The following is a 23,062-nucleotide window of genomic DNA, read 5'->3' on the forward strand; positions in this document are numbered from 1 at the left end:
TTGTGATGCAGCGCATCATGACCGTTATATACAATGCAGCCTCCAAGGCAACCCCAGCAGAGCCCCCCCCCGGCGGGCAATAGGAACCGGACAATTGAGCTGTCTACAGTTCCGGTCCGGGCCCGTTACGAATCCATAAACAATGTCACCCCGGTGTCATTGGCTTTGGGACGTACCTGGATGGCCCGTGCGGCTTCCAGCAGAACCTCCCAAGCTTTTTCCCGGCAAATGATCCGGGACAGATCATCGGGAACGGGTTGATCTGGATGGGTTGCACACAATGTCACAGCTGACAACGTTGCCGAGCCTTCAAGGCTCAGGGTAATGAGAGAACGGGCCGGAAGTGCCGAAAAAAGAGATTCCAGAGCATAGTAGATGCAAAGCTGAAACTGAACTGCGTCGGTTTCCATATACAAAGGCGTCTCTTTCTCTTCCAGGGCCAGATCCACGCCGGTATTGGCTGCCAGACGTCGACTCAATGCAAGCAGATTGTTCACTAACACCTGCACATCCACTTTGCACCGGACATGATCCGTGGAGTGGGCAAATCCATTTAAGCACGAAACCAGATCCACCCCCCGTGCCACTTGTTTTTTTATGGTGGAAAGGGGCATCCCCAGGCGCTGCTCCAGAACCTCAGCATCTTCCATGGGGGTAAAGGCCAGTACATCTTCCATGAGCCCGGCACTCTCTTTTATGATGGCCAGAACATTTTGAAACTCATGGGTGGCAGAAGCTGTCAACTTGCCCAACAGCCGGGCTTTTAAAAAATCTTGTTCATTCATTTTTCGTTTCCATCCGATGCATCCACTGCGCTGAGAATTTTAAGGGTCAAATCCTTGATATCAAGGGGTTTCATAAGATAATCAAAGGCTCCCAGGCGCATGCCTTCCATGCCCTCCTTGGTGGAGCCGTGGCCTGTGAGCAGTACCACCGGCAGATCCGGTGTCTGGGATTTAATGCGACGCAGGGTGTCAAGCCCGTTCATGCCGGGCATCATCAAATCCAGCACTGCAATGTCAAAGGACTCACCGTTCATAAGGTTTAACCCGTCTTCACCGGATACAGCGGTTTTGGTGTCATACCCCCTTAGCTCCAGACGTTCTGCCAGAGTGTTGGCAAACTCTTCTTCATCATCAATCAACAATACTCTAATGCGCTTCTTGTTCATGCTCATCCTCCGGTGAATGTTCCGGGGTTTTAGGAAGGGTAATGACAAAATCACTGCCCTGTCCCACTTTACTGGAAACACTTATGGTGCCCCCCAGTTTATCAATAATACCATAGGAAATGGAAAGACCAAGCCCGGTACCCTTTTCCTTTTTGGTGGAAAAAAACGGATCAAAAATATGTTGAATAATATCTTCAGGAATACCGCTTCCATCATCACTCACCGTTATTCTCACGCCGCTTACCCTGAAATTTTCCGTTCTAATACGAATCACCCCGCCATCTTCCACAGCAGCAAAGGCATTGGTCAAAAGATTGAGCAACACCTGTTGAATCTGGCCCTTGTCCGAGTTAATGGTGTTGAGCTCCTCAAACAGTTTCAAACGGACATCTATTTTTCGATACAGGGCTTCGCGTTCCAGAAACCCCAGAACCTCCTTGACAACGATGTTGGTTTCCATGGGCTCAATCTTGAGATCTATGCGCTTGGCAAATCCCAGAAGTCTGTGGGTGATGGTGCGACACCGGTCAACGGATTGAAGAACAGATGCAATCAAAAGCCGAAATTTTGCCTGGTTCTTGAAAGCCTCGGAGTAATCAAGAAGATCATTGATCAACCCTGCTTTTTCATTGATGATGGCCAGGGGATTATTAATTTCGTGGGCCACTCCGGCGGCCAGGCGGCCAATGGATGACAGCTTCTGGCTGTGCTGGAGTTCATCCATCACCTTTTCCCGTTTTTCATCGGACTCCCTTAACCGTTTCACCAGGCTGTTGGTGATCTGAATAATGGTTAAAAGAATCAAGGTAAATCCAATGGCAAACACCACAAACAATTCTGTTTTAAGGGCATACCACGATTGAAGCACCACGGAGCGGGGCTTGACCAGCACCAGCGTATAATTTGCCACACGAAATCCTGCACTGGCAATGAGGACATTCTGACCATCCGGGTCTTTGGTTTCAACAATATGGGAATCAAACCGATTGGCAGGGATTTCAAAGGGACATTTTTCCAAGGTGTTTCCATACAATTTTGAGTTGGTCTGGAACACGTTCTGATTATCCACCAGAAAAGCATCACTTTTGGATTCAAGCCCCATGCTGTGGATGAGATTGTCAAATTGATCTGTGTCTATGGTGGCCCTTAATATCCATGTCTGACCGTCATCGGTGAGGTGTTGTACCGCCACCACAATGTGGGGAAATTTTCGATGCCCCAGAAACACATTACTGATATATTTTCCTTTGATCAGGGTTTCCTGAAAGGAGATCTGCTCAGCATAATTTTTGCCTAACAATGGGTACGGGCCGGCATAACTTTCCAGAATTCCGTCGGAACCGATGAGCCCCAGATCCACAAATCCACCAAATTCATTTTTCAAAAAAGATAAAATACGCTTGATATTATGGGCATCCTTGAGTTCCTCATAGGTGTAGGCCGTGGCAATGAAACGCACCGTGGAAAGCCGGGCCTCCAGCAGAAGTTCAAAGGAGTGTTTTGTCTTATTGGCCATGGTGATGATGGGGCTGACAAGTTCTGCTCTCAGATGGCTGCGATACTGAAAATGATTAACAATGATCATCATCGCCAATGGAAGGGTTGTCAGAACCATCATGGTGGTGATAATGATTCTACGAAGTACAATGTAATACTCCGGCGCCCCCTTTTTGGAGTTGTAAATACGGTCCAGAAAAACACCTATTCTACATTTTTTAAACATATTCCCCCTCAACCATCCGAGTATAAAGAATGTCGCCAGACGTCAATCTGTTTCCAAGAAACCCGTCAAAGGCGTCCTGCCAGGTGGCAATGACCGTATCAAAAACGGTGACCTGTTTCCAGCGAAGAAATTGATAAAACTCATCTTCAATGGCACCGCAAATCACCACCTGGATATTTTCCGTTAAAATAAGATGACATAATTTTTCTGCGGAGGCCCTGGGAAGCACGATGGTTCGCTCTTCTTCAATTTCGTTGTTTTTTGAGGAAACAATAATAACAAGAACCTCTGTGGCAAGATCAAACCGCGGGGCCACATCGTCACCGGAAATGGGAATGAGGATTTTTTTAATCATGGCAGTTGCCCTTAGCTTTTAAATTGAGCAAGTATATCGTTGGTGTGAAAACATGTCAAATAGTTTCACCATGTCTCATCCCCGAAAACAGCCTATTGTATTTCATATTGTTTCATTTTCCGCCACAGGGTACTTCTTCCCCAGCCCAGAAGATCGGCAGCCACCTGTTTACGGCCCTTGGCCCGGACCATGGCATCCAGGATCATCTCCCTTTCTGCATTGGCCCACGTTCTCCCGGGGTTGCCCGCGGCCCCTCCCCCGGTGGGAGGTAAAGAGGGGGGGGGCGGGTCTCCATGGCCCTGCAGGACGATGCTGGGCGGCTCATCAAAGAGATAGGCCGGAAGATGCTCCGGTTCAATGGGTTTTTCTCCTGCCATGTTAACGGCATATTCCACAATATTGCGAAGTTCCCGGATATTTCCGGCATAGGCATATCCGCCCAATATGGCCAGGGCTTCAGAAGTAAAACGGTTGTTTTTTTTATTGAGTTTTATGGAAAACAGGTTGACAAAATGGTCCAGCAACAGCCGGACATCGCCCTCCCTTTCCCGCAGGGGGGGCAGATGTATGCGGGCCACGTTGAGCCGGAAAAAAAGATCCTGGCGAAACCGCTTCTCTGTGACCATGGTTTCAAGATCCCGGTGGGTGGCGGCAATCATCCTGACATCGGCATTAAACCCTTTGGTGCTGCCCAGGGGATAAATCACTTTGTCATCCAGAAAGGTCAAAAGCTTCACCTGTAAAGGAATGGGCAGATCTCCAATCTCCGTTAAAAAAATGGTGCCGTTGTGGGCCAGCTGGAACCGCCCGGGCTTATTTTCCACGGCACCGGTGAAGGCCCCCTTGAGATGTCCGAAAATTTCAGATTCCAACAAGGTTTCAGGCAGGGCACCGCAATTGATCTTAATAAAAGGTCCTGCGGCCCGGGTGGATGTCTGGTGGATGGCTTCGGCCACCAGGTCTTTACCGGTGCCGGTCTCCCCGGTGATGAGAATGGAGGTGTCACTCTGGGCAAGAATGGGAACGGTCTGGAAAATTCTTTCCATCTGGGGACTTCTTCCCACTATGTCAGAAAAACTGTAGGCCTTATTTCTTTTCACCACATCTTCTTTTATGGCACGAATATTTTCTATGGTTTCAATGTAGCCTGTGGAATGGCCGGATTCATCCAACAGTGGGGCAAGGGAGATGCGCACAGGAAGGCGCCGACGATCCCGGCTGATGATATCACTTTCAACGCAGGAAGAGGATTTGCCATGGGTGGTCAATAATCCGGGACAGCCGTTGCCGCACTCCCGGCTTCGGACAATATGGCAACAGGGGATCCCCCGGGCATCGGAAGCAGAATAGCCGGTGAGGGCCTCAAACACATGGTTAACAAAAACAATTCTAAAATTAAGATCCAGGATGACAATGCCCAGGGGTAGATCATCCAGGAACGCACAAAAATCCAGGGAATGGTTCATCAATCCCTGGATTCTGGGGGGGGAAACTCTGTCCATGGGCGGTTTTATCCTTTTTTTGATGTTAACTCGTCAGTCATAAGTTTTCCAATTTGACACCACTAATGTGTTTTTTTGAAGTTGAGCATATTCCATGTGGTATGAGAAATGAGAACTTCGGACTCATGAGATGTTAAGGAATGAGCACGAAATTAAATTAATCACACCATCTGTCCCCATGGGAGGGGTCAGGTGGTGTGATCAATATAAAAAAAAAGGAAACCTAATACAAGCCTTAATGACATTTCCCTTGACATGCCACGCCAAGGTAAGTAAATATTATTTACCCAACCAATTCATAGAAACGGCCCCAGGGGCACACATGGAACCATTCGGGAGGAATACGCATGGCAGAAGTAATTTCAGACAGAAGGGACATTGATTTTGTTCTTTACGAACAGCTGGACACCCAGAGCATCCTTGACTCTGGAGCCTTTGATGACGTGAATAAAAAAATGGCGGATATGGTCATAAAAGAAGCCAGAAACCTTGCCGTCAAAGAAATACTGCCCACCTACACCCTTGGCGACAAAGAAGGGGTGGTTTTTGACAGGGGCGAAGTTCGTGTACCGGAGTGTTTCCGCCCGGTGCACAAACTTCTGGTGGAAGGTGAATGGGGCGCCCTCACCGAAGCCCCTGAATTCGGGGGACAGGGGCTTCCCCACATTGTGGCCCAGGCAGCCCTGGAGTATATGATAGGGGCCAATTACACGTTCATGACCTATGCCATTTTGGGACATGGAGCCGGAAAAATGGTGGACATTTTCGGCACACCGGAACAAAAACAGCTTTTCTTAAAAAAAATGTATACCTGTGAGTGGGGTTCCACAATGTTGCTCACCGAACCCCAGGCAGGATCGGACCTGGGAGCCTTGACCACATCGGCAGTGAAAAACGATGACAGAACTTACAGTATCACCGGCGGTAAAATTTTTATCACCAACGGCCAGCAGGATCTCACGGAGAATATTATCCACCCGGTGCTGGCCAGGATAGAAGGTGCTCCAGAGGGCACCAAGGGCATATCAATTTTTCTGGTTCCTAAAATATGGGTGAACCCGGACGGCACCCTGGGGGAAGACAACGATGTGGTGTGCACCGGCGTTGAAGACAAAATGGGTATCCACGGCAGCCCCACATGCAGTCTCTCCCTGGGCAGCAAGGGAAAATGCCGGGGATGGCTATTAGGAGAAGAAAACCAGGGCATGGCCATCATGTTTCACATGATGAATGACGTACGTCTGGAGGTGGGAACCCAGGCATTTACCCATGCATCCTGCGCCTATCTCCATGCCCTGGACTATGCCACAGGCCGTCTCCAGGGACGGGCACTGGAAGACAGCGCAAAACCCGGTGCCCCCCAGGTGCCCATTATCCAACACCCGGATGTGCGACGCATGCTTTTAAAAATGAAGGCCTATGTGGAAGGAATGAGAAGCCTTACCCTCTTTACAGCCTTTTGTTTTGACAAAAAAAGCTGCGCAGCCACTCCGGAAGAACGGGAGCAGTATGGCGGACTCATCGAGATATTAACCCCTGTGGTCAAGGCATACTGTAGTGAAAAAGGTTTTGATGTGTGCGTTGACGGTATGCAGATATTTGGTGGATACGGCTACACCAAAGAGTATCCCATGGAACAGCTGACAAGGGATTGTAAAATATGCTCCATTTACGAGGGCGCAAACGGCATCCAGGCCATGGACTTCCTGGGGAGAAAAATCGCCATGAACAAAGGCGCTTATCTTGATTCTCTGATGGGGGAAATGAAAAAAACCATAGCCCGGGCAAGAACCCATGAACTCTTAGGGGATATGGCTGATCAACTGGAAGCTGCCGCAGATAAATTTCATAAAACCGCCATGGACATCGCCGGCAGCATTCAATCACCGGCCTTTAAATCCGCCTTTGCCGTGGCACACCCCTTAATGGATGCTGCAGGTGACGTGATAATGGCCTGGATGCTTCTGTGGCGGGCCACAGCAGCCCTGCCTGCACTGGAAAAACGCCTCAAGGGAAAATCCATGGATGAGGTGGTGGCCCGGGACAAAACCGCAGCCTTCTACCATGGAAAGCTCATGGCAGCCCGATTTTTCATGGAGACCCTGCTACCTGTGACCCTGGGAAAACTGGATGCCTTGTGTACAGACAACAACCCGGCCGTTACCATCCAGGAAAATGCCTTTTAAACAATAAAGAGACACATACTTAGGGAGTCAGCAGTTTTTAATTTACCGTTTATCTAATATTCCACTTATGAATTATGCTTGTCTGAGTTTTGTAAATGGTAAATCAATAAAATATGACTCCCTTAAACGATGAAAGATCGTGATCATACCAGATCTGAAATTCATACAGATACAAGGAGAATAGAAAATGAAAGATGTTGTAATCGTTTCAGCCTGTAGAACCGCCATCGGCGCTTTTGGCGGCACCCTGAAAAATCTCAGCGGTGCCCACCTGGCCGCCGTCACCATGAAGGAAGCCATTAAAAGAGCCAACATTGATCCGGCCGTCATTGACGATGTCCGTTACGGATGCTGTATTGAATCTTCAGAAACCCTGAACACCACCCGGGTGGCAGCCCTTTTGGCAGGTATTCCAGACACCGTCACCGCTGTTACAGTGAACCGGGTGTGCATTTCCGGCATGGAGGCAGCCATTTCCGGCATGGCCATGATCCAGGCAGGCATGGCAGATGTCATCCTGGCCGGCGGCACCGAACATATGTCCAGTGTGCCCTATTCCGTACCGGCGGCCCGGTGGGGCTGCAGGCTCCAGGACCAGACATTTGTGGATAACATGATCCATGCCCTGCACTGCGGTTCCCACATCATTCCCCACCCCGAAGATGGGCCGGTGGATGAAACAAAAGCGCCGTTGAGCATGTTTGTGGGCAAACCCTACATCATGGGCCACACCACGGAATTCATTGCCCAGCACCTTGGCATCACAAGACAAGAGATGGATGAAGTGGCCTTAAGAAGCCACAATGCCGCTGAAAAAGCCACCCTTGAGGGTCGGTTCAAAGAGGAAATCGTACCCGTGGAAGTGCCCCAAAAACGAAAAGATCCCCTGATATTTGACCGGGATGAACATTTCCGGCCCGGCATGACCATGGAAAAACTGGCAGCCCTGCCCCCGGCCTTTGTTCCCAAAATCGGTAAGGTCACCGCAGGCAATTCCAGCGGCATCAATGACGGTGCCACCGGCATGATCATCATGTCCGCAGACAAAGCAAAGGAACTGGGACTCACTCCCCTGGCCCGCATAAAAGCTGTGGGAAGGGGGGCCTGTCATCCTTCTGTCATGGGACTCTCACCGGTACCGGCCGTTAAGAATCTTTTAAAAAACAGCGGACTTGCCCTTGATGATTTTGAACTTCTGGAGGTGAATGAAGCCTTTGCCGGTCAATATCTTGGATGTGAAAAAGAACTGGGGCTCAACCGGGAAATCACCAACATCAACGGCTCAGGCATTGGCCTTGGCCATCCTGTGGGTTCCACCGGGGCCCGTATCATGACCACATTGATTTACGGCATGAAACACCGGAAAAAATCCCTGGGTCTTGCCACCCTGTGCGGCGGCGGCGGCGTTTCCATGGCGTGTGCCATTGAAATGCTGTAAATAACCGCCACGGGCGAACCGTATTCTGATCCGGTTCTGCCCACAAAAAAATACGGAAGAGTGTTCGATTTATCTACTTTTTCTTACAAAAGCGTATATGTCCAGGCAGGCATCCATAAAACACCCCGGTGTCTGCCTGGATTCAATGAGGCAGTAAAAAAAGGAGGCATCAATACCATGGCAGGTACAACATCACCCCTTTCACAAGCAGAAAAAGAGAAATACAACCTCATCAACAAAGAAAACATTGAGTTCATCATGGAGCGCAATAACCGCACCAACAGATGGGTCATTGCCGACATGCTCAGAAGAACCGCCTATCATTTTCCAGATAAACCGGCCCTGGTGTTTGATCAGATCACCCGCACCTACAAAGAACTGGAAAAAGAGTGCAACCAGGTGGCCAATGCCCTTGCTGACCTGGGGGTCAAAAAATATGACAGAGTGGCTATTCTGGCCCACAACACCCACCACCATGTATTGACCTGGATGGGCAGTGCCAAAATCGGTGCCATATACCTTGCTGTGAATTACCTGTTAAAGGGAGATGACATTGCCTACTGCATAAATCATTCAGAAAGCAAGGTATTTATTGTGGAAGACAGTTTATACCCCCAGATCAAGGATGTGCTGGATCAAATGCCGTCGGTGAAAACCCTGATCTGGTCCAACCAGGGGGCAGGAGAAGACGCTCCCACAGATAAATTTATCAATTTTGATGACTGGTTTGCCCCCTACCCTGATACGGAACCGGATGTAATTTTGCGCATTGAAGATCCCGCACAAATGACCTACACCAGCGGCACGGAATCCCTTCCCAAGGGGGTCATCATCAGCAACCAGGCGCTTATTGCCGAATACATGGGTGCCATCATAGACGGCAGATATGAAAGCTGTGATGTCAATATCAACGCCCTTCCCATTTACCATTGTGCCCAGCGGGACGTGTTCATGAATCCCATTTTCTGGGTGGGGGGTACCAATATCTTCATGGGTCCGGACATTGGCATGATTTTAAAAAACATTGCCAAATATAAAGCCACCATGTTCTTTGCCCCGCCCACGGTGTGGATCGGTATGCTGCGTCACCCTGATTTTGACAAATATGATCTGTCAAGCATGGTAAAATGTTACTATGGGGCCTCCATCATGCCCCGGGAGATATTAAGAGAGCTCCTTGAAAAATTCCCCAAAGCCGGAATTTACAATTATTACGGCCAGACAGAACTTGCCCCCTACCACACCATTCTCAAAGCCGAAGACGCCCTGGAAAAAATCGGTTCAGCCGGCATGGGGGGACTGCACATGGAATCGAAAATTGAAGACAATGACGGTGACGAAATTGTGGATATCAATGTACCCGGCGAAATCTGTGGCCGGGGTCCCCATGTCATGACCATGTATTTTAAGGAAGCAGACAAAACAGAGGCAGCCATGGAAGGTGGGTGGTTCCACTCCGGCGACCTGGGTGTGCTGGACGAAGATCGGTATATCACCGTGGTGGATCGTAAAAAGGACATGATCAAAACCGGTGGAGAAAACGTTGCCTCCCGGGAGGTGGAGGAGGCTGTGTATCTGCATCCGGATGTGGAAGAGGTGGCGGCCCTTGGCGTATATCATCCCAAATGGGTGGAAGCCGTGGTGGTGGTGGTAAAACTGCGTGCAGGCAAAACAACCACCCAGGATGAAATAATGGACCATTGCAAGGCCCATTTGTCTTCATTTAAAATTCCCAAACAGATCATTTTTGTGGATGAACTGCCCAAGACCCCCACAGGCAAAATCTTAAAACGGGACATGCGGGAATCCTACAAAGATATTTTTTAACCGCCACGGGCAGACCACCATATTCTGATCCGGCTCTGCCCACAACAAAGTTTGGAGACCGGTGGTTCACAGGAGTTTTTCATATAAAAGGGCATCTCCTGTCGGACACAACAAATATAGGGTCGTAGACGCGGAGCCAAATGGTATTATACCGCCGCCCCCCCGACGGCCCGGAACTGTAGACAGCTCAATTGTCCGGTTCCCATTGCCCGTCGGGGGACGGCTCTGCCGGGGTTTCCCGGAAATTTTATTTTCTGATAAAAAAAATCCACACATCAATCCGTTCTAAAAAATACCGGGGCCCCCTGCCCCCGTTATTTCACCCATTTTCTACCCACAATCATATAAATAATAACAGAACTCAAAATCAAATACCCAAACATGGGTGCATTTTTTGTCTTAAAAATAAAAGCCAGGGAAATAATGATGGAGGAACATATGGTGAAAAACAGAGGTTTGGGAATCTGCTTGAGGATCACCCGTCCAAAATGGGCAAAACGAATATGACTCACCATTAAGCCCATGGAAAAGCCGGTGAGACCCCACAATACCACCGGAGGAGCAATGAGAGATGCCCCCAGAACAATCAAGGCCCCTGCCGGGCTTGGAAGCCCGTTGAATATACCTTCAGGCAAGTCGGTGCGTTTTTTATCCCGGGCAACAAACCGATAAAGACGAAAGGCCACCCCAACAATAAAAAGAGCTCCCACCACCCATGCCAGAGATCCCTCTTTTTGAACAATCACATAGGCAGGGGCCAGTCCAAAGCTGACAAAATCGGCAATATCATCCAGGTAAGGACCATATTTTGTCCCCCCATGCTTTAAGGCCATGCGTCCATCAAACAAGTCAAACAACTGCCCGGCAATGATAATGCAGATGGCCCAGGCAAAATGATGATTATGGGTTAAAACAAGGCTTGCCACTCCACAACAGAAATTAAGGGAGGACAGGATATCCGCATAGAGACGATTGGGGATAAACTTAAACACCACCGATGCCGCAGAAAGAATGATGCACGCCATGAGCACGCCGTCCCCAATATTAATAATATGGGGATTTTTATCCATCAATGCACATAAAATAACAAGGCCAAAACAGATGATGGCTTTTATTTTACCAAAATTGTTGGCAGCCACAGAAACGTTAAGCCATGATAAAATCCGTCTGGCAAAAAATTGACCCAACAATTCAATGACCACAAGTATCCACACCAGTTTAACGGAAATAATCCCCCCATAGGCAAACCCCATCAAGGGTGGCAGATAGGTCAACTTGTCACACATGGGATCCAGCCACTCCCCCCAATGGGAGCCCAGATTGCATCCCCTTGCCACCACACCGTCTGCACCATCCAGGATGGCGGCAAAGGTAAATATAAATATGGCAATGGACTGATGGGAGGAAAAAAAGTACAGGGAAAATCCAAAAATCGCCATGGCGGTGCGCCAATAACAAATGGCGTTGGGGTGCAGCAACCATTGATGGGACATAATATAGTCACGCATATATTGTTTTTTCACAGCCTGGGAAAACCATGCAAAAAAAGCAATTCCCACAGCAGCAGACACAAGAATAACTAAGAATCTTTCCATTTTATTGTCTCAATCCAGTTTGTTTTTTTATAACCCACATGGCTGTAATCTTCAGCCACAACGAATATAGAAAATGGTATTATGCCGCCGCGCCCCCGATGGGCAATGGGCCCGGACCGGAACTGTAGACAGCTCAATTGTCCGGTTCCTATTGCCCATCGGGGCGCGGCTCTGCTGAGGGTAGTTGAACACTATCTTTTCATATAAACCGCCACGGACGAACCGTATTCTGATCCGGTCCTGCCCACAACAAAGCTTGAAATACGCCTCTGATTTGAGGGGTATTTCATGTAAAAAACTGCCACTACTTATCATTTTGAACCTGAATAGTCCACACATCCTGCATTTCTAATTTCCAATATCTGGACAAAGACAGGGAAAATAACACTTAGACCCCTTTCTTTCCGGCAAACTTGTATTTCCTCTGCGTCAATGTTAAGTTTTAAAAGCATTATCCCATTACTTGCAAGATTCTTACACACCATCAAAATCATGGCACAAAAGGAGGGAAAATGTTGATCAAAAATCTATTCAGATACTGGACCTATCAATTATTTTCTCCTGAAACGGTTTTAAAAGAAAAATATGATGCCTTTAAAAGCCTGCTGGCCCATGATAAAGCTGCCCATGAACATCTGGCAGCCCTGGAAGAGCTTTATTATCATGACAAACGACATGATTTCCAGGCCGTTATAAAGGTCTATGAACAATTTTCCCGGGCTGTGTCAGGCATGGTTCAATCCCTTTTTACCATGTGCCCTTCGGGCAGCAGGGAACTTGGTGCCTATTTTAAAAAATTTGACTTTTATATACGGTTCATGTTGGCGCCACCGGCGGTTGATTGTTCCCCTCCGTTCACCATCCCATTTAACCGGGCCGCCTCCTTTGATGAAGCCACTGTGGGTAAAAAAACTTTTAATCTTTCATGCCTGGCAGCGGAACTTCACCTGCCCACCCCCAATGGATTTGTGGTCACCACCCACGCCTTTCATTATTTTATGGCCTGCAACCATTTGGAAAAACCCATTAATGAAAAACTGGCGGCCCTGGATATCAATGATGCCCAAAGTCTGGAACGTACTGCCGCAGACATTAAAGCCCTTATTTTAAATGCACACCTGCCCTGTGAAATCAGCACGGCCATGAACACTGCCGTGGAAGAACTACAAAAACAGCTCCCAACAGATATCTGTATGGCCCTTCGAAGCAGTGCGGTAAAAGAAGACGGTCAAGCCTCCTTTGCCGGTCAGTACCTCACTCTTTTAAATGTCAATGCCATGGATATCCAGGAATCCTATAAAAAAATCATTGCCGGCAAATACGCTTCCCAGGCACTTTTTTACAGAATCAACCATGGCATACTGGACAGTGAAACCCCCATGGCAGTGCTGATACTTGAAATGAAGGATGCCGTGGCCTCGGGTGTGATGTACACCCGGGATATTGCAGACTTAACCCTGGATCATATGGTGATCCATTCGGTGTGGGGACAGGGGGAGCTCCTTGTGAACGGAAAAATATCTCCAGATATTATTCGCATATCACGAAAGAATCCCAATTCCCCTTTTCATACCTTTTGCCAAGAAAAGCAAAATCAAATGGGCCTGGTGCCCAATACCCGGCACAACACCGGGTACGGAACCTGCACCATAAAAATACCTCCACATAAAAAAAACTTGCTTTCCCTTGAAGAGCCTGACATCCTCACCCTTGCCCGGTGGGGAATATCCCTTGAAAAACATTTCAATCATCCCCAGGACATAGAGTGGTGCAAGGATATCTCAGGTGTCCTGTTTATCCTCCAGTCCAGGCCACTTCATGTGAACAAAAAGATAAAGGACAACACCCGCAAAGAGCAAAAAACATCCCTTCCCCATCCCAAAAAATCTTACACAATCCTGTGCTCTGGAGGGCAACGAGTGTGTTCCGGCATTGCCTCGGGGGTTGTTTACAAACTTGATGAGAAAGACGCCCGGCTGGAAAAAATGCCCTGGGGATCTGTGTTAGTGGTTCGACACGCATCCCCCCGACTGGTCACAGCCATTGATAAAATGGCTGCTGTGATCATGGCCTCCGGCAGCAGTGCCAGCCATTTTTCATCCATTGCCCGGGAATTTGGGGTACCGGCCATGGTTAATGTCCGCCACGGTTTTGACAAGCTTATCCATGGGCATGGGGTTACTGTGGATGCAGACACCGGTATGGTGTATGACGGCATATTACCGTCACTCCCCTTCAAATCTTCCCAAAGCCGTTCTGGAAACGGCATCGCCTTTAAAAACAGTTCATTCATGCTCAAACTAAGATATGTAATGGATTTTGCAGCAAAATTAAAACTCATTGACCCGGGATCTCCCCATTTCACCCCGGGGGGATGTCGATCCCTGCATGATATTGTCCGCTTTGCCCATGAAACTGCGGTGAAAGAGATGTTTTTCTCCGGCAGTAGAAAAGGCCGCCCCACCCGGGGGGCCAAAAAACTGATCTGGTCCATCCCCATGCTTTTTTATCTTATGGATGTGGGAAACGCCTTTAAGACCGAGGTAATGGACAGGGCCACCCTCACCCCGGATGACATTGAAAGTCTTCCCATGAAATGGATTTTAAAGGGACTTTTAACCCCCGGCATTCACTGGTCTGAAGCCACCCATTTTGATTGGGAAACCCATGATAAAATTGTGATGTCAGGGGGAATTATTCCGGCGGATTCCCCCCGGTTTGGCAGTTATGCCGTGGTCTCAAAGGAGTATGTGAATATCAACTTTCGGTTTGGCTATCATTTTGTTATCCTGGATACCATCTGCACCACCCGGGCCGGGGACAATTATATTCTCTTCAGGTTTTCCGGAGGGGGAGGAGAGCCCAAGGGGCGACAACTTCGGGCCGCTTTTATTGAAGGTATTCTAACCCGATTGGGGTTTGAAGTTACGGTTCAATCCGACCTGGTGGATGGCGAATTTAAACATGGCACCTTGTCAGAAATGAAAACCATCCTTGAAATCATTGGAAAACTTCTGGGGGCAAGTAAACTCATGGATATGTATATTAAAAAAGAACAGGATATGGATTTTCTCATTGATGGGTTCATGGCAGGACGATATGATTTCAGACAGGTGCAATAAGCCCAACGGGCAAAGCCAATTCTGATCTGGATCTGCCCACAACAAAGCTTACATATATCCCTGATTTGCGGAGTGTTTCATATAAACGGACATCTCCTCACGAACACAACAAATATTGGAAATGGTACTATGCCGCCGCCCCCCGATGGGCAATGGGCCCGGACCGGAACTGTAGACAGCTCAATTGTCCGGTTCCTATTGCCCATCGGGGGGCGGCTCTGCTGAGGTTGCCTTGGAGGCTGCCTTTTCATATAAAACAAAGCCCCCAAGGAAGGCCATTGAATGTCACAATATCAATTAACATGGATCACAGACAGTCTTGCCGTGGGATATGCCCCCACCTCCTATGCCGAACTGGATGACATTAAAGCCCAAAAAATCAATGCCATTGTAAATCTTTGCGCAGAATTCAGTGATCTCCATGAAATTGAAGAGGCTGCTGGATTTGAAGTCTATTACCTCCCCATATGGGATGAAGATATCCCAGAAATGAAAGATATGGAAAAGGCCCTGGCCTGGCTGGATGAAGCCATCTATCTGGAAAAAAAAGTATTGGTGCACTGCCGCCATGGCATCGGCCGCACCGGAACATTTATCACCTCTTATATGATCCGCAGGGGGCTTGGCCTTAAGGCTGCAAAAAAAAAATTAAAAAGCTCCCGGGCCAATCCATCCAACTATTGCCAATGGAAAATGTTACGCCAATATGGAAAAAAATCCGGCACCTTGAAAATCAGAGAGGCGTCTTTGGAAATGAAAAAACGGGTGGATTTAAGCCGTTTTTTTGCAGATTACGAGGATTTGCTTAAAGAAATGACAGGAAAAGTGAAAGCGCAAAACAGAGAATATGAAACCAATCAATCCTCCTGCGGTGAAAGCGTAGATAGCTGCTGCCGAAAATTTTTTGAAATTTCTTTCATGGAAGCGGTTTACCTCTATTCCACAACAAATCGGATTTTTACCTCGACACAGCGGGAAAGCTTAATACAAAGAGCAGTGACCGCATCAAAAGAAAAGGATCGTTTATGTCCGTTGAACAATGGCAACGGGTGTGAAATTTACGATATAAGACCGGCAAGATGTCAATTTTATGAAATGGGTGTGCCAGCACTTCATGATAAAATTAATGGAATGCTGACGGAGCTTTCCCGCACACTGTTCCTGGCGTTGTCAGGGCAATTTATGCCCCCAAAAGACGTTACCTTTTCTGTGGCCGAAACAATTTCCGGCAAATTTGTTCAAAAATATTTCCACATCATGATGGAAAACGGTAACATATAAAACTACACATCTTTCCCGGAATCACAAAGCCAATCCACCCTTATTCCCATAAAATCAATGAGAATTTATTTACTCAACTTTCGGTGTTCGCATTTGGTGGTGGGGTCATGGTGGTGGGGTCAGGCTTTCGTTATTGACATTATCGAGGCTTTTTTTGTTGGCAAAGGCCTTGGTCGATAACATCAATAACAAAAGCCTGACCCCATCGGTACATTTAAAAATGCCGGCTTTAAAATGAAGCCCGAAAGTTGAGTTATTTATTCAATATCTTCTTTCGTGAAACCCCGGCAACGCCCAATAAACCGATGCCAAGTAAAACCATGGATGCCGGTTCCGGAACGGGGTTGGTGGGGGTGTTTACAAAACCTTCACTCCCACCCGAGGCAAACCCCTGTACATGAATGCCCACACTCATGGAGCCATCATTCAAGGCGGCAATGATCTGATCTAAACCGTACCCGTCGGTGTAATCAAAAACAATCCCCAGCACTTCTCCGGGATTTATACCATTGGGTTGGACGGGACTATCGGAATCATAGCTGTAATCCGATGAAAAGCTAAAAGCTTTTCCCCCGGGAAGATTGCCCGGCTTGGCACCTTCGCTGAAAGAGACACCGTCTCCCATCAAAGAAAATGAACTCCAAGTCATCAAAGGAACATCATCATCAAAATAGATATCTGCAATACTGGAATCTTCCGGCCCTATATTCTGAAATAAAAATTGAACCTGTGTATCTGAATATTTCGTTACTGAAAAAGACAGCTGGGCTTCACCAATGGCCGCATCCCCGGCATTATTATTTGTGATATTCTCAAACCCATAATTATATGCAAATACGCTGGATGAAAAAAAGAAAACCAAAAACAACATTGATACCATTAAATGGACGACAAAATGTTTTTTCATGGTCATACCCCCCTTGATAATTATTACGGCTCAAATATTTCAACCATATTCAGAAAATCAAATTTTATTCGATCCACCTTAGTAAACTAAATTATTCTATTCTGTGGGTGAAACATCGAAGAAACGGTAAATTAATAACGACTGATTCTAATATAACGAACATGTCCTGCCGAACACAACGAATATTGAAAATGGTATTATGCCGCCCCTCCGAGGGGCAATGGGCCCGGCCCGAAACTGTAGACCGGTTCCTATTGCCCTTCGGGGAGGCGCAGCCTTAGGTAAATTTTGAGGCTGCATTGAATATAACTGCCTGCCACGTACAGGCCGATCCCGTTCTGCCCACAACAAAACTTGAAATACACCCCCGGTTTGCGGAGTATTTCTTATAAAAAAGACTGGATCAAAATGGGAATCATCCAATGCTAATTATGTATATAATATGATTCTTAAACAGAAATGTCCATACATCAAAAGAACTATTTTAAACATTTTCCCCCAGAACCGCATTCACTTTTTCTTCCAGCTCGTCCTTATCAATGGGTTTCACACAATACTCTACAGCCCCAAGACTTAAACATTCCCGGGCCGTTTCCATGGTGGGATACCCTGTGAGCATGATCACCCCCAGGGCCGGAGATCTTTTTTTCAACTCTTCCAGCACTTCAACCCCACTCATCTTTTTCAATTTGATATCCAGAATGGCCAGATCAACGTCATTGGATTCCACATATAGAACCGCCTCTTCTTCCTCTGTAAACGGAACCACTGTGTGTCCCTTTCGTTCAAGAATTCTCTTTATCAACTGAACCGCATCTGAAACATCATCCAGTGCAAGAATGATTGCCATATATCACGTCTCCTTTATTCAATCCAACCCCGTGGGTAAAGTGACCACAAATTGTGTGCCCTGCCCATGGGTGCCTGTTTCCAGAAATGAGAGCGGGGGAGAGAACACATCAATACTCCCATTGTGCTCCTTTATAATGCCAAAGGTCACGGATAACCCCAGCCCGGTCCCCTTATCCGGCCCTTTTGTGGTATAAAAAGGTTCAAATATTTTTACAATATTTTCCCTGCTAATGCCATGGCCTGTGTCAGATATGGAAATGGTTATCTCCCGGGCAGTTGCTTCCAGATCCGTATGGATGGAGATAACACCGTCTTGTTCAATGGCATCAAAAGCATTGTTCAAAAGATTTATACACACCTGCTTTAATTTCTCCTTATCCCCTCTTATTTTCAAGGGTCCGGGGTAATAGGAGCGATGTATATCCACATGGTGCAACCCAAACGTATGCACCACCACATCCAAAACTTCATCAATGGCCCCGTTCATATCAAACTCACTGATGATATTTTCCCTGGACCGGGAAAAACTTAACAAATCCGCCACAATCCTGGAACAGATCCGGGTCTGCTTGACAATGGTGGCCACATCGTCATGGATCTGCCCCTCTTGTTCCACATCTTCCAGAAGAATCTGGGCATACCCGAGAATAATTCCCAAAGGGGTATTAATTTCATGGGCAACCCCGGCGGCCAGCCGACCCACAGATTCCATCTTCTGGGCATGGGTCAGTTGCTCCTGCACCGCCTTGAGCTGGGTAATATCCCTGCCGCTGCACACAAGCCCCGCCACCTTGTCACTGCCATCCATAACGGCAATTTTAACAACATGCAGCCATGAAATTCCCTTTTCGTCCATAATTTTATTTTCTTTGATCAAGGGTAATCCAGATGTAAATAACTGTCTATCCTCTTTATTATATTGCCGGGTAAGCCCCGGAGGAAAGAGATCATCATTGAATTTTCCCACAATGTCTTCTTTTTCCTTATTTAACATGTCACAAAAAGCTTTGTTCACCGAAATATATCGCCCTTTGTCATCCTGGAGGGAGATAAAATCAGGAATGGCATCCAATATGGTCTGGAGGCGTGCTTTTTGTTCATTTAAAACAGCTTCGGCATCCTTAAGACTGGACAAATTTCCCTTTAGGGAAAGGGTCATGGCATCAAAACTTTCCGCCAGGCTCTGGATTTCATCCCCGGAGCATTTTCGATAGACCTGACACTGGCGACAGGAATCTATTTTTTTGGCATACTCACCCTCAACGCAGGTGGGGCAAAGGGTACCGGCCATGTACCAGCATCGATGATGATAATTTTTATATGCCGGACACTGGTTTTTATGGCAATTCATAATATCCCAGCAATTCTTTCCCAGCATGGGAGCCGTTTTTACATCAAGATTCCCCCTTAATGCCTGTTCTGAAGATTCATGCAGTTTTTTAATACTTTTTGTGATGGGATTTAAAAGTATGGTCCCCACAATTCCGGCAATAAATATGGTAAAAACAATGGAAACCACTGCAGACACCATGATCTTGGCCACAGCCTTTTCAGCCCGGGTTCTTAAAAGCCCCAGTCTCAAAGTACCCAGGCGATGGGTATCTATCGCAACGGGCAGGGCATAATCATAGAACAATTTATCTCCGGTATCCAATAACTTCATGGAACCATTGTGGTCATCTGAAACACTGTTCAGATGCTTTAATGCGGTGGGAAACCCTCGGTCAAATGTATGAATCAGGGGGCGCCCCTCCTTATCCAGAACAAAGGTATAAAAAATATCCTGCTCCAGCTGCACAGTTTCATCCAGCAGGACTCGCATTCTCAAAAAATCCATGGCCAGCATGGGCTCCACCATGCGGGCCGACAAGATAGTTCCAATGGAAATACCCCGATTTTTTATTTCCTGTAGTAAAGAGCTTTTCATGACATGGCTCACCCAGAAAAAAAGGACCAGTCCCTGTATTAAAAGCAAAGAAAAAAAACCTGCATATATTTTTTTTCTGAATCCCGGTTTCATTTATTTCCTTTTATTTACTCAACTTTCGGGCTTCATTTCAAAGCCGGTATTTTTAAATGTACCGATGGGGTCAGTGTGCCGACGGGGTCAGGCTTTTGTTATTGATGTTATCGACCAAGGCCTTTGCCAACGAAAAAAGCCTCGATAATGTCAATAACGAAAGCCTGACCCCACCACGAAATGCGAACACCGAACGTTGAGTTATTTATTAAACGCGCCCACAACCATACGGCTACTGGGTAAGATTTATATCAGTTTTAGTGACAAGTTCCCTCACTGAATCAAAATTCGAGTCTGTGGAGGAAATTACAGCGGCAAAATGAGCTGCTTTCAAAATTCTTTCATGGGTGGCATTTTTCATGTCAAGTGCCTTAAAAGCCTGTTGTATTTTTTCCACAACCGATGTGTCCAAATCTTTGCGGGCAGCATACACCCAGCCGGGATAGGGAGCTGTCATGGCCAGAATTCGTATCTGTTGCAAGTCAATTTTACCCACCACCACATCCAAGGCACCTTCACGAATGGTACCGATATCATATTTACCTGCATAAACGGCAAGGATCACCTTTTCCTGTTTTCCTCCGGGCCCCGGGGCAAAGGCAATTTCTTTAAAATCGGATTTTTCAATGCCATGATCCAGAAAAAAACCCAAAGGGTAAAGAAATCCCGCTGCCGAAGTTGAATCAACGGCAATCCATCGCTTTTGAACACAATGGGACAAATTTTTAATGGCAACATTGTCTTTTCTACAGATAATCTGTCCCCGAAAATTTTCCCGTCCACTGGCTTCAATACTTCTGGCAAAGGCCTTTGCACCGTATTTCCGGGCCATCTTGACATAAACAAAGGGGTTGGAAAATGAAATATCAATTTTATTTTCACCCACCATGCACATATGATGATCAAAGGTGTCAGGAAATATCTGCTTGATATTTAAACCTGTTTTTTTTCGAAGATATGAAACAAGAAGATGGTGTCGGGTGTAAGACACTGTATGGGAATACTGGGGAAGATAAGCATAGGTGATCACATCGGGCTCATGGGGCCGGATCACCTGCTCTTTGATTTTAAGATCCACCTTTATTGCGGGCTCGTCATCTCCACATCCAGGACAAATTAACAGAGAAAACAGAAACAGGCAGATAATTTTCATTTTGTGTCTCCCTGGTGAATGGTGTGATTCCTAATTTTAAACATTTCTCAAAAAAACAATATAACTGCCACGGGCAGGCCGTATTTTGATCCGGTTACGCCCACAACAAAGGTAGAAATACCATAGCATCTAACATAAAAAAAAACAAAGTGCCGGAATCAATGAAAACCGCTGTTGCCACGGCGAATCTTATAAAAAACAAATTGACACCCAAAATCAAAAAGAATAGGGTCATCCAGAATTTTGATACTCTTCTTTTAAGAGCCTGTTAAAAAAATTATTTTCAAGGGATGAGTTTAACCGATCTGGGCAGAGCTATAGAGATGTCTGTCCCATGGCCAGATCACCCCCTTATGAAATATTCCCCAAGCACAATGTGTATATTTATTAAACCGGCGCTAAGGAAACAAGAATTGGAAAACAGTAAATTGAAACCAAACCAAACCCACACAGAAAAATCCCCATGGCAAAATCAGGTTGGACAAGCCATTACCTCACCGGCACAACTTCCCAAGGGGTTTAATGTGGATATCAAAGCCCTCACAAAAGTAACCCGGCAATATCCCATGCTGATATCTCCCTATTATCTGTCTTTGATTGAAAATGAACAAGATCCCTTGTGGAAACAGGCCGTTCCCGATGTGAGGGAGCTTGAAGATGAACAAAATATGGAAGATCCTCTGGCGGAAGAGCCCCAGTCCCCTGTACCGGCGGTTATTCATCGCTATCCGGGACGGGTTATTTTTCTGGTATCCAATCGCTGTGCCATGTACTGCCGTCATTGCATGCGAAAACGAAAAGTGGGGGAAGAAGATCTGCATTTTGGAAAAAAAAGCAGTAAGAAAATTGAGGAGGGACTTCAATACATCCAGAGCAACACCGCCGTCAACGAAGTGATTCTATCCGGGGGAGATCCACTGCTTCTGGGGACAGAGCAGCTGGACAGGATATTGTCCACCTTGAAAACCTTTGACCATGTGCGCATCATCCGAATTCACACAAGAACCCTTTGCACCCTGCCTTGCCGCATCACCGATAATCTTGTAATGATGTTGAAAAAATATCAACCCCTTTATATAAACACCCATTTCAACCATCCCCGGGAAATCACGCCTGAATCGACAAAGGCCTGCGAAAAACTTGCCAATGCCGGTATTTCCTTGGGATGCCAGACAGTGCTTTTAAAGGGAGTGAATGATGATGCCGACATCATGGGAGAACTCATGACCCGACTTCTTGAAATTCGGGTAAAACCATATTATCTTCACCACCCGGACCCCGTTGCAGGAACGGCCCATTTCCGCCCGGATATCAATGTGGGGTTTGATATCATGAAACATATGCGGGGACGCTTGTCCGGCATGTGCATTCCCCAGTATATGATTGATCTTCCAGGAGGAGAAGGCAAAGTTCCCATGTTACCAGATTATGTCAAATCCCGTTCCCCAAAAACAATCCAGGTTGAAAACTATCAGGGAAAAATCTGTAACTACCCGTTATAGAATATAATTTTCATTTCAAAATTCAATTGTAAACTCAATGTTCAAGTTTACCTCAGCAGAGCCGCCCCTCCGATGGACAATAGGAACCGGACAATTGAGCTGTCTACAGTTCCGGGCCGGGACCATTGTCCATCGGGGGGGCGGCGTCATGACACCATTTGGCTCCGCGTCTACGACCCTATATTTGTTGTATCCCATAGGAGATGCCCGTTATATCAAATGCCTCCCAGATCTGGGGCGTATTTCAAGCTTTGCTGTGGGCGGAACGAGGTCATGATAAGGTCTGACCATGGCAGTTAGAAAAAATTTAGGTGGTAATTATGAAATTCAAGACAAAAAAAAAGGCCCTGACCATTATTAAATAATGGTCAGGGCCTTTATAAAAAATTAATTCGGCAGCGTCCTACTCTCCCACACAGCTGCCCGTG

The 23,062-nt window shown here is 46.8% G+C and carries 16 protein-coding genes; 6 read left to right on the forward strand and 10 right to left on the reverse strand.

Annotated elements, in window-relative coordinates; all coding sequences use genetic code 11:
* Positions 1 to 125: 125 nt before the first annotated feature.
* The 5 genes from B9A32_RS14480 to B9A32_RS14500 form a co-directional block, all read right to left on the reverse strand.
* A complete protein-coding gene (locus B9A32_RS14480) occupies positions 126 to 785 on the reverse strand; it encodes a sensor histidine kinase (protein WP_084070165.1) in 660 nt (219 codons plus the stop codon).
* Positions 782 to 1,171, reverse strand: a complete 390-nt coding sequence (locus B9A32_RS14485) for a response regulator (protein ID WP_139795841.1) — start codon at positions 1,169 to 1,171, stop codon at positions 782 to 784. Before B9A32_RS14485 ends, B9A32_RS14480 begins: the two co-directional genes overlap by 4 nt.
* Entirely contained in the window at positions 1,152 to 2,894 is a 1,743-nt protein-coding gene (locus B9A32_RS14490) for a sensor histidine kinase (RefSeq protein WP_084070167.1), read from the reverse strand. Before B9A32_RS14490 ends, B9A32_RS14485 begins: the two co-directional genes overlap by 20 nt.
* Positions 2,887 to 3,249 (reverse strand): NifB/NifX family molybdenum-iron cluster-binding protein, encoded by a 363-nt coding sequence (locus tag B9A32_RS14495; protein WP_084070168.1) that lies wholly within the window; start codon positions 3,247 to 3,249, stop codon positions 2,887 to 2,889. The genes B9A32_RS14490 and B9A32_RS14495 overlap by 8 nt, the downstream gene beginning before the upstream one ends.
* 92 nt (positions 3,250 to 3,341) lie before the next feature.
* Positions 3,342 to 4,751, reverse strand: coding sequence for a sigma-54 interaction domain-containing protein (locus B9A32_RS14500; RefSeq protein WP_084070169.1), 1,410 nt, complete (start codon positions 4,749 to 4,751; stop codon positions 3,342 to 3,344).
* Positions 4,752 to 5,098: 347 nt separating this feature from the next.
* Between B9A32_RS14500 and B9A32_RS14505 the strand changes: the two genes are divergently transcribed.
* The 3 genes from B9A32_RS14505 to B9A32_RS14515 all read left to right on the forward strand — a co-directional run bounded on the left by B9A32_RS14505 (position 5,099) and on the right by B9A32_RS14515 (position 10,202).
* On the forward strand, positions 5,099 to 6,937 hold the full coding sequence (locus B9A32_RS14505; protein ID WP_084070170.1) for an acyl-CoA dehydrogenase: 1,839 nt from the start codon (positions 5,099 to 5,101) through the stop codon (positions 6,935 to 6,937).
* A 187-nt stretch (positions 6,938 to 7,124) separates the two neighbouring features.
* Entirely contained in the window at positions 7,125 to 8,375 is a 1,251-nt protein-coding gene (locus B9A32_RS14510; RefSeq protein ID WP_084070171.1) for a thiolase family protein, read from the forward strand.
* A 177-nt stretch (positions 8,376 to 8,552) separates the two neighbouring features.
* Positions 8,553 to 10,202: an acyl-CoA synthetase gene (locus tag B9A32_RS14515; protein ID WP_084070172.1), complete on the forward strand. Its 1,650-nt coding sequence runs from the start codon at positions 8,553 to 8,555 to the stop codon at positions 10,200 to 10,202.
* A 314-nt stretch (positions 10,203 to 10,516) separates the two neighbouring features.
* Here B9A32_RS14515 and B9A32_RS14520 read toward each other — a convergent pair whose 3' ends face one another.
* Positions 10,517 to 11,797: a CDP-alcohol phosphatidyltransferase family protein gene (locus B9A32_RS14520; RefSeq protein WP_084070173.1), complete on the reverse strand. Its 1,281-nt coding sequence runs from the start codon at positions 11,795 to 11,797 to the stop codon at positions 10,517 to 10,519.
* Between the two features lie 512 nt (positions 11,798 to 12,309).
* On the opposite strand from B9A32_RS14520, the gene B9A32_RS14525 reads away from it, so the two are divergent.
* Positions 12,310 to 14,919, forward strand: coding sequence for a PEP/pyruvate-binding domain-containing protein (locus B9A32_RS14525; protein WP_084070174.1), 2,610 nt, complete (start codon positions 12,310 to 12,312; stop codon positions 14,917 to 14,919).
* A 282-nt stretch (positions 14,920 to 15,201) separates the two neighbouring features.
* Positions 15,202 to 16,200 carry a protein-tyrosine phosphatase family protein gene (locus B9A32_RS14530; protein WP_084070175.1) on the forward strand — a complete coding sequence of 333 codons (999 nt, stop codon included), beginning with the start codon at positions 15,202 to 15,204 and terminating at the stop codon, positions 16,198 to 16,200.
* Positions 16,201 to 16,453: 253 nt separating this feature from the next.
* Here B9A32_RS14530 and B9A32_RS14535 read toward each other — a convergent pair whose 3' ends face one another.
* The 4 genes from B9A32_RS14535 to B9A32_RS14550 all read right to left on the reverse strand — a co-directional run bounded on the left by B9A32_RS14535 (position 16,454) and on the right by B9A32_RS14550 (position 21,132).
* Complete coding sequence (locus tag B9A32_RS14535; protein ID WP_212637955.1) at positions 16,454 to 17,071, reverse strand: PEP-CTERM sorting domain-containing protein; 618 nt, start codon at positions 17,069 to 17,071, stop codon at positions 16,454 to 16,456.
* Between the two features lie 520 nt (positions 17,072 to 17,591).
* Positions 17,592 to 17,957, reverse strand: coding sequence for a response regulator (locus tag B9A32_RS14540; RefSeq protein WP_084070177.1), 366 nt, complete (start codon positions 17,955 to 17,957; stop codon positions 17,592 to 17,594).
* A gap of 18 nt (positions 17,958 to 17,975) precedes the next feature.
* Complete coding sequence (locus B9A32_RS14545; protein ID WP_232367173.1) at positions 17,976 to 19,886, reverse strand: ATP-binding protein; 1,911 nt, start codon at positions 19,884 to 19,886, stop codon at positions 17,976 to 17,978.
* Between the two features lie 325 nt (positions 19,887 to 20,211).
* Complete coding sequence (locus B9A32_RS14550; RefSeq protein ID WP_084070179.1) at positions 20,212 to 21,132, reverse strand: phosphate/phosphite/phosphonate ABC transporter substrate-binding protein; 921 nt, start codon at positions 21,130 to 21,132, stop codon at positions 20,212 to 20,214.
* Positions 21,133 to 21,560: 428 nt separating this feature from the next.
* Between B9A32_RS14550 and B9A32_RS14555 the strand changes: the two genes are divergently transcribed.
* The gene (locus B9A32_RS14555; RefSeq protein WP_232367174.1) at positions 21,561 to 22,634 is read left to right on the forward strand and encodes a KamA family radical SAM protein; all 1,074 of its coding nucleotides are present in this window, start codon (positions 21,561 to 21,563) and stop codon (positions 22,632 to 22,634) included.
* Positions 22,635 to 23,062: the final 428 nt, after the last annotated feature.

It is taken from the genome of Desulfocicer vacuolatum DSM 3385 (assembly GCF_900176365.1).
Taxonomy (GTDB): Bacteria; Desulfobacterota; Desulfobacteria; order Desulfobacterales; family Desulfobacteraceae; genus Desulfocicer; species Desulfocicer vacuolatum.

What these genes read in the sequence shown, in the direction of transcription:
- B9A32_RS14490 (WP_084070167.1), bottom strand. Translation starts at nt 2,894, where the DNA reads ATGTTTAAAAAATGTAGAATAGGTGTTTTTCTGGACCGTATTTACAAC.
- B9A32_RS14535 (WP_212637955.1), bottom strand. Translation starts at nt 17,071, where the DNA reads ATGTTGTTTTTGGTTTTCTTTTTTTCATCCAGCGTATTTGCATATAAT.
- B9A32_RS14515 (WP_084070172.1), top strand. Translation starts at nt 8,553, where the DNA reads ATGGCAGGTACAACATCACCCCTTTCACAAGCAGAAAAAGAGAAATAC.
- B9A32_RS14480 (WP_084070165.1), bottom strand. Translation starts at nt 785, where the DNA reads ATGAATGAACAAGATTTTTTAAAAGCCCGGCTGTTGGGCAAGTTGACA.
- B9A32_RS14505 (WP_084070170.1), top strand. Translation starts at nt 5,099, where the DNA reads ATGGCAGAAGTAATTTCAGACAGAAGGGACATTGATTTTGTTCTTTAC.
- B9A32_RS14545 (WP_232367173.1), bottom strand. Translation starts at nt 19,886, where the DNA reads ATGAAAAGCTCTTTACTACAGGAAATAAAAAATCGGGGTATTTCCATT.
- B9A32_RS14540 (WP_084070177.1), bottom strand. Translation starts at nt 17,957, where the DNA reads ATGGCAATCATTCTTGCACTGGATGATGTTTCAGATGCGGTTCAGTTG.
- B9A32_RS14520 (WP_084070173.1), bottom strand. Translation starts at nt 11,797, where the DNA reads ATGGAAAGATTCTTAGTTATTCTTGTGTCTGCTGCTGTGGGAATTGCT.
- B9A32_RS14485 (WP_139795841.1), bottom strand. Translation starts at nt 1,171, where the DNA reads ATGAACAAGAAGCGCATTAGAGTATTGTTGATTGATGATGAAGAAGAG.
- B9A32_RS14525 (WP_084070174.1), top strand. Translation starts at nt 12,310, where the DNA reads ATGTTGATCAAAAATCTATTCAGATACTGGACCTATCAATTATTTTCT.
- B9A32_RS14510 (WP_084070171.1), top strand. Translation starts at nt 7,125, where the DNA reads ATGAAAGATGTTGTAATCGTTTCAGCCTGTAGAACCGCCATCGGCGCT.
- B9A32_RS14550 (WP_084070179.1), bottom strand. Translation starts at nt 21,132, where the DNA reads ATGAAAATTATCTGCCTGTTTCTGTTTTCTCTGTTAATTTGTCCTGGA.
- B9A32_RS14530 (WP_084070175.1), top strand. Translation starts at nt 15,202, where the DNA reads ATGTCACAATATCAATTAACATGGATCACAGACAGTCTTGCCGTGGGA.
- B9A32_RS14495 (WP_084070168.1), bottom strand. Translation starts at nt 3,249, where the DNA reads ATGATTAAAAAAATCCTCATTCCCATTTCCGGTGACGATGTGGCCCCG.
- B9A32_RS14500 (WP_084070169.1), bottom strand. Translation starts at nt 4,751, where the DNA reads ATGGACAGAGTTTCCCCCCCCAGAATCCAGGGATTGATGAACCATTCC.